The sequence below is a fragment of the Asticcacaulis taihuensis genome (assembly GCF_900100255.1).
Classification (GTDB): domain Bacteria; phylum Pseudomonadota; class Alphaproteobacteria; order Caulobacterales; family Caulobacteraceae; genus Asticcacaulis; species Asticcacaulis taihuensis.
In genome coordinates this window covers 247,784-262,602 of record NZ_FMTS01000002.1, presented here as the reverse complement: position 1 = coordinate 262,602, position 14,819 = coordinate 247,784, and the positions used below count along the sequence as shown (strand labels likewise).

Sequence of the window (14,819 nt, the reverse complement as noted above, 5' to 3'; positions counted from 1 at the left end):
ATTTCTCATCTTTTGTCGCCGGAATCGGCCTTGCGGCACAGGGGCTTAACCGCTAATTAGGCCGCGCAACAAGTCCGGACAAGGATAGATGCCTGTCCGTCAGAAAGAAAGTGGCGAAATGACGCGTTTAGTGATGAAGTTCGGCGGCACCTCGATGGCCGACCTCGAACGCATCCGCAGGGCGGCACGGCTGGTCGCGGCCGAGGTTGACGCCGGTCACAAGGTAGCGGTGGTGGTCTCGGCCATGGCCGGCAAGACCAATGAACTGGTCGCCTGGACAGACGGCGCCGGCCAGCCCACCGGCAAGGCCGCCGAAGTTCACGCCAACAGTGATGATGAATATGACGTGGTCGTGGCCTCCGGTGAACAGGTGACCGCAGGCCTTCTGGCTATGACCCTGCGCAATCTCGGCTATCCGGCGCGCTCCATGATGGGCTGGCAGTTGCCGATCAAGACCTCCAACCTGCACGGCAAGGCGCGCATCGGCGATTTCGAGGCCGACAACCTGATCAATGTGCTCAATTCCGGCCAGATCGTCGTGGTCCCTGGCTTCCAGGGTGTGACGGATGATGACCGCATTACAACGCTCGGCCGTGGCGGTTCCGATACCTCGGCGGTTGCGGTGGCCATCGCCGCCAAGGCCATCCGTTGCGACATCTATACCGACGTCGACGGTGTCTACACCACCGATCCGCGCATCGAGGCCAAGGCCAAGCGCCTGCCGAAGATTTCCTTCGAGGAAATGCTGGAAATGGCCTCGCTCGGCGCCAAGGTGCTCCAGACCCGTTCGGTCGAGCTGGCCATGGCCTACCGGATGCCTGTGCGCGTTCTGTCATCCTTCGTCGAACCCGGCGAAAACCTAGATCAAGGCACCCTGGTGTGCGACGAGGAAGAAATCGTGGAAAAACATATCGTTTCCGGCGTGGCCTACAGCCGTGATGAGGCCAAGATCACCCTGCTGGGCCTGCCCAACAAGATCGGCGTCTCCGCCGCCGTCTTCGGCCGCCTGGCCGCCGCCAATATTAATGTCGACATGATCGTCCAGTCGGAAAAGCGCTCTGGCGAATACGCCAACCAGCTCTTCACCGTCGGCCGCCGCGATGCCCAGCGCGCCGCCGAGATCATGACGGCCGCGAAAGAGGAACTCGGCTTCGACGACATCAAGGTCGACGAAGGCGTGTCGAAAATCTCGATCGTCGGCGTCGGGATGCGCTCGCACACCGGTGTGGCCGAGACCATGTTCCGCGCGTTGTCGGAAAAAGGCATCAATATCCAGGTCATCTCGACCTCGGAAATCAAGATCAGCGTCCTGATCGACGAAGCCTATACCGAGCTGGCAGTCCGCGCGCTCCACGCGGCCTATGGCCTCGACAAAATCGGCGCCTGATCTAAGTCTACTGCGATGGCCTGCGAAGCGCCGTCGTCCTGCGCGCCCTTGCTCGTGTACAAGTGTACACGTCGCAGCAGGTGCTCGGACGCCAATGCTTCTCGGCTCATCGCAGCGACGTATACACGACAGTAAACTCCAAAAAAGAATGACCAATCTCACGCCTTACAACCTTAAGGTGCTGTTAACCGTGTCGCTCTACCTTTCGCCGGGACATCCACGAAGATCGTCTCTGTAAGCGTACCCGGGGCCTGCTTTCTCTGACATCTGCGCGAATGCCGTCCTTGTTTTCATGAGGTTTCCGGTGTCGTTCAAGAATATACCCATGCTCGGCAAGGCCCTGGCCATGCTGTTGTCGCTTGCCGTCGTCGTCATTGCCGCCGTCGCATTCACCACAACCAAGATGGCGAAGATCGGCGCCGATTACAGCGCGGTCATCTCCGGGCCAGGCGTCGCCTCAGTCGATATGGAACGCGCGAGTCGCCAGATCGAACGCTCCGAATCCGCCTTTTACAAACTGGCCGTCGCCATGAGTCCGCAGGACCGGGCCAAGGCCGAGGCCGACCTCAAAAAGGCCCAGGCCGCCTTTACCCAGGAAACCGGCGAGGCCATGAAAGCCTTGCCCGCTGAAACGAAACGCATATCCGACATGCAGGCCAGCTATGTGGCCGCCATAGATGACGCCTGCGCGCCCACCCGCGAACTGGCCGATGCCGATAATGACGCCGGCGCGGTCAGGCAACTTCAGGATGTCTGCGACCCGGCCATTGGCCAACTGACCAGCACCATGTCGAAGGTCGTCGATGACACCCTGGCCGATAATGCCGCGGCCTCGGCGGCTGCCGGCGCTGAAACCCGCCAGACCATCGGCCTGTCATGGACGGGCGTCATCGCCGGGCTGGGAATCGTTCTGGCCCTGGCGGTCTGGATGACCCTGATGTTTATCGTCCGGCCGCTGAAAAGCCTGACCGGCACCATGACGGCCATGACCGGCGGTGACCTGGCGGTCGAGGTGCCGGGGCAGGACCGCAAGGATGAGATCGGCGCCATGGCGCGCGCCTCCGATATTTTCCGCAGGGGTTTGCAGGAAACCGAAGCCCTGCGTGCCCAGGCCGCCGATGCCGAGCGGCTCAATGCCGAGAAGATGCAGGCCGAACGCGAACGCATCGCCGACAGCTTTCAGTCGAAAATGGGCGTGTTGGCGGAGTCATTCGTCCGCTCGTCGCGCGAAGTTTCCGAGGCTGCGCAAAGCCTGGCCGCCACGGCCGAGGAAACCAGCCGCCAGGCCCAGGTGGTTTCCGGCGCGGCGGAAGAGGCCGCGGTCAATGTCCAGACGGTCGCTGCCGCCACCGAGGAAATGACCGTCTCGATCCGCGAGATCGACAGCCAGGTGACCGCTGCCGCCGGTGTCACGGTCGAAGCCGCGAACGAGGCTGCACGCTCGGAAACCGATATCCGCGAACTGTCTGAGGCGGCGGAGGAAATCGGCGCCGTGCTGAGTCTGATCAGCGATATCGCGTCACAGACCAACCTGCTGGCGCTCAATGCTACCATCGAAGCCGCCCGCGCGGGCGAGGCCGGCAAGGGGTTTGCGGTCGTGGCTTCTGAGGTCAAGCAACTGGCCACCCAGACGGCGAAGGCGACTGGCGATATCGGCGCCAAGGTCGCACAAATTCAGGACGCGACAGAGCGCACGGTCGCCTCCATTGGCCGGATCGTCGCCACCATCGGCGATGTTCGTTCAATCTCCACCGCCATTGCTTCGGCGGTCGGGCAGCAGGGCGCGGCGACGCACGAAATCGCCGGCAATACCGCCCGTGCCTCGACGGGTGCGCTACAGGTGACCGAGAACATTTTCGGTGTTGGCCGGGCAGCGGAAATGACGGGCGCGGCCTCCACCCAGCTGATGGGCCTCTCCGGCACTCTGTCCGCCCAGGCCGACGATCTGCAACGCGAGGTCGATGCGTTCGTCAGCCAACTCCGCACGGCCTGAAACCGAGATATTATAAGGTCTGGCCGTTACCACAATTAAACCGGCATTAACTACAGTTCGTTACATAATACATCACCTGACATGCACGAAGATCGACGGTCCGGACGAATCCGGGGGCGTTCCGTTCGAGATCCAAGCGTATGCGTCCTTCGCTTCTGAGGTTGTCCGTGTCGTTCAAAAACATGCCCATGCTGGGCAAGATCTTAAGTCTGCTGGGTTTTCTGTCGCTCATCGTTATTGCGGCGGTCTTTTTCACGACCTCGCGCATGAGCGCCATCAGCGCCGATTACGGCCGGGTGATTTCCGGACCGGGCACGGCTGCGGTCGATATGGAGCGCGCCAGCAAGAATATTCAGCGCGTCCAGACGGCCTTCTACAAACTGGTCTCCTTCAATGATCCCCAGGATATAGCCGACGCCACCAGCGAACTGAAACTGGCCCAAAGCTCCTTCTCCAAGGAAACCAACGAGGCCCTGAAGGCGCTGCCTTCCGAAACCAAACGCATCCAGGGCATCCAGGCCAGCTATAATGCCGCCATCGACGAGACCTGTGCCGAGACCCGCCGCCTGGCCGAGAGCGGCGATGATGCCGATGCCCTGCGTTTGATGCGCACCACCTGCGATCCGGCCATATCGCAACTGGAAAAGACCATGGCGCAGGTGGTCGATGACACCATCGCCGACAATGTCGCCGCCTCCGCCGCTGCCGGTGCCGATACGCAGCATACCATCGGCATCACCTGGGCGGGGCTTGGTTTTGGCCTGGTGATCGTCATGGTGGGGGCCATAATGGTGACGCGCATGGGTATCGTGCAGCCGTTGTCGGCGCTGAATGCCACCATGAGCGAGATGGACAAGGGCGCGCTTGATATCACCGTCCCCGGCCAGGACCGCAGGGATGAACTGGGCGGCATGGCCCGCAGCCTCGAAACCTTCCGCCAGGGGCTTGCGGAGGGCGTAAAACTGCGCCAAGCCGCCGAGGCCGCCAAGGCCGCCGAACTGGCGCGCCTCCAGCGTGAGCGCCAGGTGGTCGAAACCTTCCAGGGCAAGATGGTCGATCTTGCCGATTCCTTTGTACGATCGTCGTCTGAAGTCTCGGATGCGGCGCAGAGCCTCTCTGCTACGGCCGAGGAGACCAGCCGCCAGGCGATGGTGGTTTCGGGCGCCGCCGAGGAAGCCGCCGTCAATGTCCAGACGGTTGCCGCCGCTACCGAGGAAATGTCAGCCTCCGTCTCCGAAATCAACGGCCAGGTTTTGCGCGCCGCCCAGGTAGCCAGCGAAGCCGCCAGTGAGATCGGCAGCACGGAGCATGAAATCCGCGCCCTCTCTGAAGCGGCGTCCGGTATCGGCGCCGTGGTCAGCCTGATCAACGATATCGCCGCCCAGACCAATCTGCTGGCGCTGAATGCCACCATCGAAGCGGCGCGCGCCGGCGAGTCCGGCAAGGGCTTCGCCGTCGTGGCCTCCGAGGTCAAGACCCTGGCCAGCCAGACGGCGCGCGCCACCCAGGATATCGGCGACCGTGTGTCGCAGATTCAGGAGGCCACCCAGCGCACGGTCGCCTCGATCGAGAAGATCGTCGCCACCATTACCGACATGCGCAATATCTCGGCCAATATCGCCTCGGCGGTTGAGCAGCAGGGCGCGGCCACGCACGAAATCGCCGGCAATACGGTGAAAGCGTCGGACGGCACGCAACAGGTGACCGAGAACATCTTCGGCGTCGGCCGGGCGGCGGAAATGACCGGCGCGGCGTCCACCCAACTGATGGGCCTCTCCGGTAATCTCAGCGAACAGGCCGGCGACTTGCAAAAGGAAGTTCAGAACTTCGTGAAGCAGTTGCAGGCGGCTTAGCTCGATTGGCTGCTTTTGATTTGACAATACCGCAGCATTGTCCTCCTCTGGTTGTGCGGAGGGGGAGATGCAGCAGCGCAAATCAGAAATGGCGGCCTGGCTTTTGGGGGCTGTGGTGCTAAGCGGATGTCCTGTCTCCAGCCAGGCGGCGGGCGACAGGACATTTCACAATGACGAATTCGGTATGCGCGTGACCTTTCCGGCGGGCGGTAAAGTCTGTCCTGCGCTGTCTGGCGATCATGCGCATGGCTTCTATGCCTGGTATCATGCGCAATCCACACTCTGCGGTTCGACGCATGTCGATCCGGCTGCCAGTTCGCTTAGCCTGTACGCAAGCTACAATTCTGCATTCTGGAAAACACCATGGGAAGAGTTGCAGCCCTCGTGTCAAACAGCCAAGCCTATGGCAGCCCAGAGAAATTTATCGTTCAAAGGGTATAGATCTGTAAGCTGCATTAGTAGAAAAGCGGATGGCGTGATTGAGGTCGATGTCGTTGCCTTTACGGGCAGGTGGAAGGGGGCAGATACCAGTTCCGACCCGGATTTACAGACGCCGTACCTGAGTTATCGGGCGTCGTTGACGACCACTTCTGGCCGATTTGAAAGGGATATGGTGTTGTTCCGTATTTTTTTGGCCAAGATAGATATCCGTCCGCCGCAATGAATGCCGGGCCAATTGTATCAGACTGTTAAATCAATGTGATTATAACCCCTTCGTGACTTGCGCTGCGACGACGGGTGCCGCTAGACAGCGCGCGAAAAGGGTTTCAGAATAAGCGCCTGTCGCGTATCGGCGCCCCAAGGGCCGGAAGGAATATTAGGGTGGTAAAACTGGGTCCGTTTGAAGGTATTCCGAAACCCTTCATGGCTGTTCGCGGCCAGCGCGGCCTGCTGCGCCAGATCCGCGAGACGATGGAGGAGGGGCAGTCCGCCCAGGCGCGCCTCGATACGGTGGTGCGCATCATCGCCTCCAGCATGGTGGCCGAGGTCTGCTCGATCTATCTGCGTCGTACTTCCGAAGAACTGGAACTGTTTGCCACCGAGGGCCTGAACGCCGCCGCCGTCCACAAGACGCGGATGCGGCTGTCCGAAGGTCTGGTCGGCGAGGTGGCGCGCGCCGGCGTGCCGCTCAACCTGATGGACGCGACCTCGCACCCCAGCTTCTCCTACCGTCCGGAAACCGGTGAAGACCCTTACAAGTCCTTCCTCGGCGTGCCCCTGCTGCGCGGCGGCCGCACCATCGGCGTGCTGGTCGTGCAGAACATGGCGGCGCGCAAGTACGAGGAAGAAGAGGTCGAGGATCTGCAGATCATCGCCATGGTGCTGTCCGAGATCGTGACGGCGGGCGAACTGGTCGGCCTGGAAGAACTGAAGGACATCGAACTGGCGCCGTCGCGCCCGGAGCGCCTGAAGGGCTCGATCTTCGCCGACGGCATCAGCTTGGGCGTCGTCATCCTGCACGAGGTGCCGGTGACCTCCGAGCACCTGCTGAGCGACGATTCGGTGGCCGAAGAAGCGCGCCTGCTGGCCGCCATCGATACCCTGCGCGAACAGATCGACGCCATGTTCGAGGGCACGCATGGTCTGGCGGGGCCCACCTTCGACGTGTTGGAAACCTACCGCATGTTCGCCCACTCGACGAGCTGGGTGCGCAACCTGACCGAGGCCGTGCGCAACGGACTGACGGCCGAGGCGGCGGTTGACCGCGTGCGTAATGAGCAGCGGGCGAAGCTGAACAATGCCCGCGACGCCTATATGCGCGAGCGGCTGCACGATCTCGAAGACCTGGCCAACCGCCTGCTGCGCGTCCTGGCCGGCAAGAACACCACGGTCCGGGAAATTCCCGAAAATTCGATCCTCGTCGCCCGCGATCTCGGTCCGGCCGACCTGCTCGAATATGACCGCACCCGCCTGAAGGGGATACTGCTCGAAGAAGGCTCGGCCTCGAATCACGCCGCCATCGTGGCGCGCGCGCTGCAAATCCCCTGCGTCGGCCGGCTGCAAGGCTTGCGCGACAAGGTCAGCCAGGGCGACCCGGTCATTGTCGATGGCGAGACCGGCGAAGCTTACCTGCGGCCGCGTCCGGATATCATCGAGGCGGCGACGATGCGGATCGAGGTCCGTGCTGCCCAGCGCGCCGAATTCAGCAAGATCAAGGACGTCGAGGCGGTCACGCGCGACGGCCAGCGCGTCACCCTGCTGATGAATGCCGGCCTGGAATTCGATATCGATATTCTGAACGAGACGGGGGCAGAAGGCATTGGCCTGTTCCGTACCGAATTCCAGTTCATGGTGTCCGACGACCTGCCGCGCCTGAAACGCCAGACCGAGCTTTACGAGCGCATCATGGATGGCGCCGGCGAACGGCCGGTAACCTTCCGTACGCTCGATCTCGGCGGCGACAAGATCCTGCCCTACATGGAGATGGAGCGCGAGGAAAACCCGGCGCTTGGCTGGCGCGCCATCCGCATGGGGCTGGATCGTCCGGCACTGCTGCGGATGCAGCTTCGCGCCCTGATCACGGCGGCGCGTGGCCGCGAACTGCGCATCATGTTCCCGATGGTGGCCTCGATCGATGAATTCCGCCAGGCGCGCGAAATGGTCGATATCGAATGCGCCTGGGCCAAGCGCCGCGGTCGTGCCCTGCCGGCGCTACTGCGCGTGGGCGTGATGATCGAGTGTCCGTCCCTGCTGTTCCACCTCGATGCCCTGCTGCCGCTGGTCGATTTTGCCTCGGTCGGCACCAATGACCTGATGCAGTATATTTTCGCGGCCGACCGCACCAATCCGAAGATGTCGGATCGCTACGATCCGCTGTCGCCGCCCTTCCTGACCGCCCTGTCGATGATCCAGAAGGCGGCAAAGGAGTCGGGCACGCCGGTATCGGTGTGCGGTGAGATCGCCGGCCGGCCGCTGGAAGCCTTCGTGCTGATCGCCCTGGGTTTCGAGCGTCTCTCCATGCCGCCGGCCGGTCTTGGTCAGGTCAAGCGCATGATCCTGTCATGCGACCGCGAGGCCGCCGCCAAGGCGATTACCAAGCTGATGACCAGCTCCAATGGCAGCGTGCGCAACGAAATCCTCTCCCTGGCGCGCAAGCTCGATCTGGATATGTAGGCCGCTTGCCTCAAGGATATATTAAGGCCATAATTTGGTTGCAGACCGGGTACAGTATGGCCCGGTTGGAGGGTTTGGTCATGGTTGCATCCCGTATTGCTCTCGCTTTGGCGCTGGCGGCCGGTTCCTTGATGGCGTCTTACGCTTTTGCTGCCGATGAAGAGGTGGTCGCCGCCTCGCGTCCGGCGCCGCTGCCGACCGAGGCCGAGCAAACCAAGGCCAAGGCGGACTTGCAGGCCAAGGCATCGCAGGCGTCGCGCCCCCTGACCACCGAGGAACAGGTGGCCGCCTGGACCGCCCGTTCCCCGAAAATCAGCCGCTCCGACGATCAGGACGCCCTGTGGCCCGCCGATAATGATGATGGGGCCAGGCGCCAGGTGCATGGCGTGGCCAGCGTGACCGTCGGCACCGGCGGTTACCGCAGCGCCTATGTCTCGTCGCTCATTCCACTTGGCGAAAGCGGCACTTTGGGCATAGCTGTCAGCCAGACCGATTACGGCAAGAATGGCGGCTTTGGCTATTACGGCGATCCTTATGGCTATGACGGTTACGGTTACGGGCGTGGCTGGGGCCGTCGCGGCGGCACGTCGCAGTCCGTGGGCCTGTCGCTTGACATGACCGGCCAGAACCGCAGCGGCAAAAGCACCCCCGAAGGCTGCGCGCCGGGGTTCCGTGATGGCGACCGCTATGTCGAGCCGGTCTGGGTGACGCGGATGAACGGCAACCGTGACTGCGAAACCTCCGTCGAGCCCTGACCCTTCTTATACCTCCCCGACTTGCCGGGGAGGCGGGCGGCCGGGGCCGGGGACCGACGCTCTCTTGCGCGTTGATGGTGGGGCTTCTTACTTTCCAATATGCCGTCGCCAAAAATTTTCTGTCACCAAAACGCGGTCTTCGACGTATAGATAGGCGAAACCAATTCATCGGGTGGCGCGTGTCTTCAATTCTGCGGTTTGTTGTCTGTCTCTTCGTGCTTGCTTTTGCCCTGCCGGCCAATGCCCAGGATGGCACCATCGAAGGGAAGTCCCCCCATATCACCGCCCGCCTGATCGCCGAGTCCGCCACGGTTGCGCCGAATGGCAACATCATCCTGGCGCTCGATTATACCCCGGCTCCCGGCTGGCATACCTATTGGATCAATCCGGGCGATACCGGCCTGCCGCCCAAATTCAAATGGAACCTGCCGGACGGCGTGACCACATCGGACGCGCAGTTCCCGGCACCGGAATTGCTGCCGGCCTTTGGCCTGATGAACTATGGCTTTACCGGCCGCACGGTCCTGCTGATCCCGGCGCATAACGGTTCCAGCCTCTCGGCGGGAGACACCCTGCCCATCAAGGCTCATGTCGATTTCCTCGTCTGTGCCGATGTCTGTATCCCCGAAAGCCTCGATGTCAGCCTCGATCTTAAGGTGGGTGCGCCCAAACCGGGCAGCGAGGCCGTTGTTATAGACAAGGCCCGCAAAGCCCTGCCTATCGCCAATTCTGCCGCCGCCACCATCGACCTGCGCAATGGTCAAATCGAACTCGGCTTCCCTATGGCGGATGTAACCGCGCAAGGGGCTTATTTCTTTCCCGCACAGGGTGGCATGACCAGCGCACCGGTGCCGCAGGCGCTCGATATGGGCGCGAAGGGCTTTACCTTGCGCACAAAAGCGGCGGGAACGGCCCTGCCGGAAGGTGATCTCTCAGGCGTGCTGAAACTGGCGGATGGCACAGCCTATGCCATCAATCTGAACCGCGCTCCGCTTGATCCGTCGGTCCATGGTCTTGGCGCCGTGTCCCAGGCCAAGGCGGTTGCTTCCTTATCCGGCATCCTGATCGCCATCGTCGGTGCCTTTATCGGCGGGCTGATCCTCAACCTGATGCCGTGCGTCTTCCCGGTCCTCTCCATGAAACTGCTCAGCCTGGCGCGCTCCGGCCATGACAAGGGGCTGGCGCAACAGGAAGCCCTGTTCTATGGCGCTGGCACCATCATTACCTTTGTCAGCCTGGCCCTGATCCTCATGGCGGCGCGCGCCTTCGGGCAGTCGATCGGCTGGGGCTTCCAGCTTCAATCCCCCTATGTCACCGCCGGATTGAGCCTCGTCATGCTGCTGGTGGCGCTCAATATGTCCGGCGTTTTCGAGATCGGTTCGTCCCTGCAGGCGGTGGGCGGCATCCAGGTATCATCGAAACGCCCGCGGCTCAGCGCCCTCCTGACTGGTGTGCTGGCTGTGGTCGTGGCCGCGCCCTGCACCGCACCCTTCATGGCCACCGCCATCGGCGTTGCCCTGGCGCAAGGGGGACTGGTGTCCTTCGCCGTGTTCGTGAGCTTAGGTGTCGGTTTCGCCCTGCCGTTCGTTGTCCTGACCTTCCTGATTACCCTGGTGCCGGGTTTCGCCCGCGTCTTGCCGAAGCCCGGCAAGTGGATGGATGTCCTCAAGCACGTTCTGTCTCTCTTGATGTATGCCGCCTGCCTGTGGCTGGTCTGGGTGTTCGCGCAACAGGTCGAGCCGTATGGCCTGATCCTGCTGATCTTCGCCCTGGCGCTGGTCGTTATCGCCGTGCTGAAAAGTCCGCTGCCGAAGTTCGTCAAGCCGCTGGTGCTGGCGGGCGGGCTTGTGTTGTGCGGGCTGTCAGCTTCCCTGCCGCACGCCGAAAAGATCCAGTCTTTGCCGTCTGGGCTTTTGCCGCACAGGGATTTCAGCGTCGAGACACTGGCGAGTTTGCGCGCCGAGGGCAAGCCGGTCTTCGTCGACCTGACCGCCGCCTGGTGCGTCACCTGCAAGGTCAATGAGCGGCTGGTCCTGACCACCGGGGATTTTGAAAAGGCCGTGGCCGATACCGACACCATCTATATGGTGGGCGACTGGACCAATCAGGATGCCGCCATCGCCCGTTACCTGACCCTGTTTGGCCGCTCCGGCGTGCCGCTCTATGTCTATTATGGCCCCAATAACGCCGAACCGGTGGTCCTGCCGCAATTGCTCAAGACCGCCGATGTAGTGAAGGTGATCCGGGGAAAGTAACTTGTGGCATTCCACGCCTCCCTTTCCATAGAAGGGAAGGGGTATCCACAGATTGCACAGATTGCACAGATTGTTCAGCCTCTTATGGATAGGGGCCAGCTTAGCCTGGGCGCAAAGCACCGATTTTTGTGCCGCCTATGCGCACCAAGCCAGTCAGGCGCTAAAAAATCTGGCACTAAAAAATCTGTGTAATCTGTGTAATCTGTGGATCACTCTATCTTTTTAACTCTTAAGACCGGTCAGATGCACGCCGAACGGGCCGCGATAATAGAGGCAGTCGGCATCGTTATTGGCGTGGGTGAACTGACCGGAAACGATAATCGCCTGTCCAAGGCCCAGCTTGAGCAATGACGGATAGACCGGACCGTTTTTCGCCACGATGGCCTCCAGCCTTATACCCTGGCCGATATTGATTTCCAGGTCGGCCGTGCCATCCAGCGTCGAAATGCGCAGATCCTGCACCCGGCCCTGCCAGTTTTCAAACCGGTCAAAGGTCTTGAATTTCGTACAAAAATCGTCCGAGGCCGAGCCGGTGCGGGGAATGGCCAGAAAGGCGGTCTGGCTCGCCGGCAGGGACGTGCCTTGCGCAGCGGGCGTGGCCGCCGGTTTTGGCTTGTCGCAGGCCGAAAGCGCGAGCAACGCGATAAGGGCCAGCCCGGCAATGCGGCGCATCAGGCGTCGGGTCCGAATTCGACGGTGCAGTCCAGCCCGGAATCGGCGGTGGCCGGCGTCATGATCACATCGATATTGTCGCTCAGCAGGCTTGCCATGTTGTTCAGCGCCGTTTTCATGTCGGCGTCGCTTTTCGCCGCCTCTATCGCGGTCAGCTTGATCGGCAGATCGCGTGACAGGCCGGTGAGGATGCATTTCAGGTCACGGTCGGTGCCGCGCGCTTTCAGCGTAATGTGGCCCTGCAGGTCACCGGCGGAAAGAGCCCTGATCGCCTGGGCATAGGTCTGGAAATCCGGGTGTGTCAGGAGGGAGGGGGTCGGCGTGAAGCCTTCGGTTTCGGCTTTCAGGCGTCCGGCTTCTGTCACCAACCCGGCGAAGAAGGGTTCCTGCGATATGGCGCTTTTCGCCAGCGAACCGGCGGCGGCCTCTGCGGCGAAAACAGGCGCGCCGCAAGCCAGCAGCAGGCTGACCACACAGGCGGTAATGAGAGGACGTTTCACGGCGCGCTCCGGGAGTGACACAAACTGTCCGGCACTATGCAATATGGCGGCCAAGAAAGCGTTAACGAAAAGGTGACGCCATTACAAAAGACACCACTGACGCCGCTCCGATGGGGCACGGAGCGGCGTTAATGGCCGCGTATCAGGAATGCACCTGCCAAGCGGCTCGATCACATGGACTGAGCCGGAGGACATTCCTGCAAATGACGGATGGCGAAGCCTGGAGCTTCGTCAGTAACTGACGTGCGTGGGCTCACCGCCCTTGTGACACGGAACACCGGCGGCACAACCTATCGAGTCGAAGGTCGAGAAGGCCCAGACGACAGCGCCGATCAGGGCGACGACGACGACCATGGCTACGACAAAACGCGAAAAGTTCTCTGCTGTATGCGACTTACTCATTGTTTTGCCCTCCTTAAGGGAACCATATTTATAACACTGTTTTACCGCATTTTGAAGGGGTTGATCGCATTTTTTTGACTTAAGTGTCAAAATACCGTTGTGTCCTTATTTCCCCTTGCAGGCGAACGGGTTTTTGTTTCGGCTTGTCTCCGGCGGCGGGATGCTTTAATTCGCCCGCCATGACCCAGAACAACGAAACTACCTTCCGTCCGGAAGCCCGCAGCCCGCGCGGTTTTATCGATAAGCGCAGCGGCCAGATCGCCATCGAGCGCCGGCTGATCGAAACCGTCTCGAAGGTGTATGAGGATTTCGGCTTCGAGGCCCTGCAAACCCCGGCCTTTGAATATGCCGATGCGCTCGGCAAGTTCCTGCCCGATTCGGACCGCCCAAATGTCGGCGTTTTCGCCCAGCAGGATGATGACGATCAGTGGATGGCCCTGCGCTACGACCTGACCGCGCCGCTGGCCCGTTTCGTAGCGCAGAACTGGGAAACCCTGCCCAAGCCCTTCCGCCGCTATGCCTTCGGCCCTGTCTGGCGCAATGAAAAGCCGGGCCCCGGCCGCCTGCGCGAATTCATGCAGTGCGACGCCGATATCATCGGCTCCGATCGTCCGGAAGCCGATGCTGAAATGATCGCCCTGGCCGTGGCCGGCTATAAGGCGCTCGATGTGCCGGCGCGCATTCGCATCAATAACCGCAAGCTGCTCAATGGCCTGCTGGTGAGCCTTGGCGTCACCGACTCAGGGCAACAACTGGGTGTGCTGCGCGCCATCGACAAGATGGACCGTTTTGGCCCCGAAGGCGTGGCCCTGTTGCTCGGCGCCGGCCGCAAGGACGAGAGCGGAGACTATACAAAGGGCGCGCAACTGCCCGACGCCGCCATCCAGCCGGTGCTCGATTTCGTTCTGGCCGGCGGGGCCGATACCCGCTCCGGCGTGCTCGAAAAGCTGGCGGCCGTGCTCGCCAATTCGGCCGAAGGGCAGGCCGGTCTGGAGGACCTGGCGCGCATCAATGCCGCCGTTTCGGCCATGGGCGTTAGCGAAGACGAAGCCATTTTCGATCCCGGCATCGTGCGCGGTCTGGAATACTATACCGGCCCGGTGTTCGAGGCTGAATTCCTGCGTGAACTGCGCGACGACAAGGGCAATCTGGTCCAGATGGGCAGTGTCGGCGGTGGCGGACGCTATGATGATCTCGTGGCGCGTTTCACCGGCCAGCAGACGCCGGCTACCGGTTTCTCGTTCGGTGTGTCGCGTCTGGCGGCGGCGCTCAGCCTGATCGATGCGGGCAAGCGCAGCGGTGCCCGCGGGCCGATCGTCATTATCGCCTTCTCAGATTCGGATATGGGCGAATATTTCGGATTCGCCGCCGAGTTGCGCGCTGCCGGTCTGCCAGCCGAAGTCTATCTCGGCCGTTCCGGCATGAAGGCGCAGATGAAATATGCCGACCGTCGATTCAGCCCCGCTGCGGTCATGATCGGCGAAGATGAGCTAAAATCGGGTACGGTGACCATCAAGGATCTCGATCTCGGCCGTGACCTGGCGATGCAAATAAGTGACAATAAGGCCTGGCGTGAAGGTCGGCCCGGACAGGTAACCCTGCCCCGTGCCGAAGCCGTCAAGCATCTGAAATCCATAGTGGAATCGTAACCTATTCGGGATGGTAGCGGTCCCAATACCGGTTAATTTTTGACGCTAAAAGACAATATGGCCGCATTGCTGAAATAATTTTGACGTAATGTGACAAAACCGGTTGACAGTCCTGGCAAAAAAATGTTTTCTCCACTCCAAGAGAGCAGAACTTTTCCCGTAGAGAGAAGTCAGCTCCGGCGTTTCGGGGAGGAAACGCTCTTTAATTTACAGAATAAAAAGCTCGCCGGGTTTATCCC

The 14,819-nt window shown here is 61.4% G+C and carries 11 protein-coding genes; 8 read left to right on the top strand and 3 right to left on the bottom strand.

All coding sequences use genetic code 11. The features are described from left to right. Nucleotides 1-118: 118 nt before the first annotated feature. The 7 genes from BLO49_RS08015 (at nucleotide 119) to BLO49_RS07985 (ending at nucleotide 11,357) form a co-directional block, all read left to right on the top strand. On the top strand, nucleotides 119-1,387 hold the full coding sequence (locus BLO49_RS08015) for an aspartate kinase (protein WP_090647369.1): 1,269 nt from the start codon (nucleotides 119-121) through the stop codon (nucleotides 1,385-1,387). A gap of 304 nt (nucleotides 1,388-1,691) precedes the next feature. Continuing rightward, nucleotides 1,692-3,380: a methyl-accepting chemotaxis protein gene (locus BLO49_RS08010; RefSeq protein WP_090647366.1), complete on the top strand. Its 1,689-nt coding sequence runs from the start codon at nucleotides 1,692-1,694 to the stop codon at nucleotides 3,378-3,380. A 167-nt stretch (nucleotides 3,381-3,547) separates the two neighbouring features. Then, nucleotides 3,548-5,233: a methyl-accepting chemotaxis protein gene (locus tag BLO49_RS08005; RefSeq protein WP_090647364.1), complete on the top strand. Its 1,686-nt coding sequence runs from the start codon at nucleotides 3,548-3,550 to the stop codon at nucleotides 5,231-5,233. Nucleotides 5,234-5,300: 67 nt separating this feature from the next. Then, complete coding sequence (locus BLO49_RS08000; protein ID WP_090646777.1) at nucleotides 5,301-5,897, top strand: hypothetical protein; 597 nt, start codon at nucleotides 5,301-5,303, stop codon at nucleotides 5,895-5,897. Between the two features lie 200 nt (nucleotides 5,898-6,097). Then, a complete protein-coding gene (ptsP, locus tag BLO49_RS07995; RefSeq protein ID WP_090647361.1) occupies nucleotides 6,098-8,347 on the top strand; it encodes a phosphoenolpyruvate--protein phosphotransferase in 2,250 nt (749 codons plus the stop codon). 80 nt (nucleotides 8,348-8,427) lie between these two features. Beyond that, a complete protein-coding gene (locus tag BLO49_RS07990) occupies nucleotides 8,428-9,102 on the top strand; it encodes a hypothetical protein (protein ID WP_090647359.1) in 675 nt (224 codons plus the stop codon). A 179-nt stretch (nucleotides 9,103-9,281) separates the two neighbouring features. Continuing rightward, complete coding sequence (locus BLO49_RS07985) at nucleotides 9,282-11,357, top strand: protein-disulfide reductase DsbD family protein (protein WP_090646774.1); 2,076 nt, start codon at nucleotides 9,282-9,284, stop codon at nucleotides 11,355-11,357. Nucleotides 11,358-11,579: 222 nt separating this feature from the next. On the opposite strand, the gene BLO49_RS07980 is transcribed toward BLO49_RS07985, so the two are convergent. The 3 genes from BLO49_RS07980 to BLO49_RS18395 all read right to left on the bottom strand — a co-directional run bounded on the left by BLO49_RS07980 (nucleotide 11,580) and on the right by BLO49_RS18395 (nucleotide 12,931). Beyond that, entirely contained in the window at nucleotides 11,580-12,029 is a 450-nt protein-coding gene (locus BLO49_RS07980) for a hypothetical protein (protein ID WP_090646772.1), read from the bottom strand. Continuing rightward, nucleotides 12,029-12,529, bottom strand: a complete 501-nt coding sequence (locus BLO49_RS07975; RefSeq protein ID WP_090646769.1) for a hypothetical protein — start codon at nucleotides 12,527-12,529, stop codon at nucleotides 12,029-12,031. The genes BLO49_RS07980 and BLO49_RS07975 overlap by 1 nt, the downstream gene beginning before the upstream one ends. A 231-nt stretch (nucleotides 12,530-12,760) precedes the next feature. Then, complete coding sequence (locus tag BLO49_RS18395) at nucleotides 12,761-12,931, bottom strand: hypothetical protein (RefSeq protein WP_170828259.1); 171 nt, start codon at nucleotides 12,929-12,931, stop codon at nucleotides 12,761-12,763. A gap of 179 nt (nucleotides 12,932-13,110) precedes the next feature. Here BLO49_RS18395 and hisS point away from each other — a divergent pair, with 179 nt between their 5' ends. Continuing rightward, a complete protein-coding gene (gene hisS, locus BLO49_RS07970; protein WP_090646766.1) occupies nucleotides 13,111-14,580 on the top strand; it encodes a histidine--tRNA ligase in 1,470 nt (489 codons plus the stop codon). Nucleotides 14,581-14,819 lie beyond the last annotated feature (239 nt).

What these genes read in the sequence shown, in the direction of transcription:
- BLO49_RS08015 (WP_090647369.1), top strand. Translation starts at nt 119, where the DNA reads ATGACGCGTTTAGTGATGAAGTTCGGCGGCACCTCGATGGCCGACCTC.
- BLO49_RS08000 (WP_090646777.1), top strand. Translation starts at nt 5,301, where the DNA reads ATGCAGCAGCGCAAATCAGAAATGGCGGCCTGGCTTTTGGGGGCTGTG.
- ptsP (WP_090647361.1), top strand. Translation starts at nt 6,098, where the DNA reads ATGGCTGTTCGCGGCCAGCGCGGCCTGCTGCGCCAGATCCGCGAGACG.
- BLO49_RS07990 (WP_090647359.1), top strand. Translation starts at nt 8,428, where the DNA reads ATGGTTGCATCCCGTATTGCTCTCGCTTTGGCGCTGGCGGCCGGTTCC.
- BLO49_RS07980 (WP_090646772.1), bottom strand. Translation starts at nt 12,029, where the DNA reads ATGCGCCGCATTGCCGGGCTGGCCCTTATCGCGTTGCTCGCGCTTTCG.
- BLO49_RS18395 (WP_170828259.1), bottom strand. Translation starts at nt 12,931, where the DNA reads ATGAGTAAGTCGCATACAGCAGAGAACTTTTCGCGTTTTGTCGTAGCC.
- hisS (WP_090646766.1), top strand. Translation starts at nt 13,111, where the DNA reads ATGACCCAGAACAACGAAACTACCTTCCGTCCGGAAGCCCGCAGCCCG.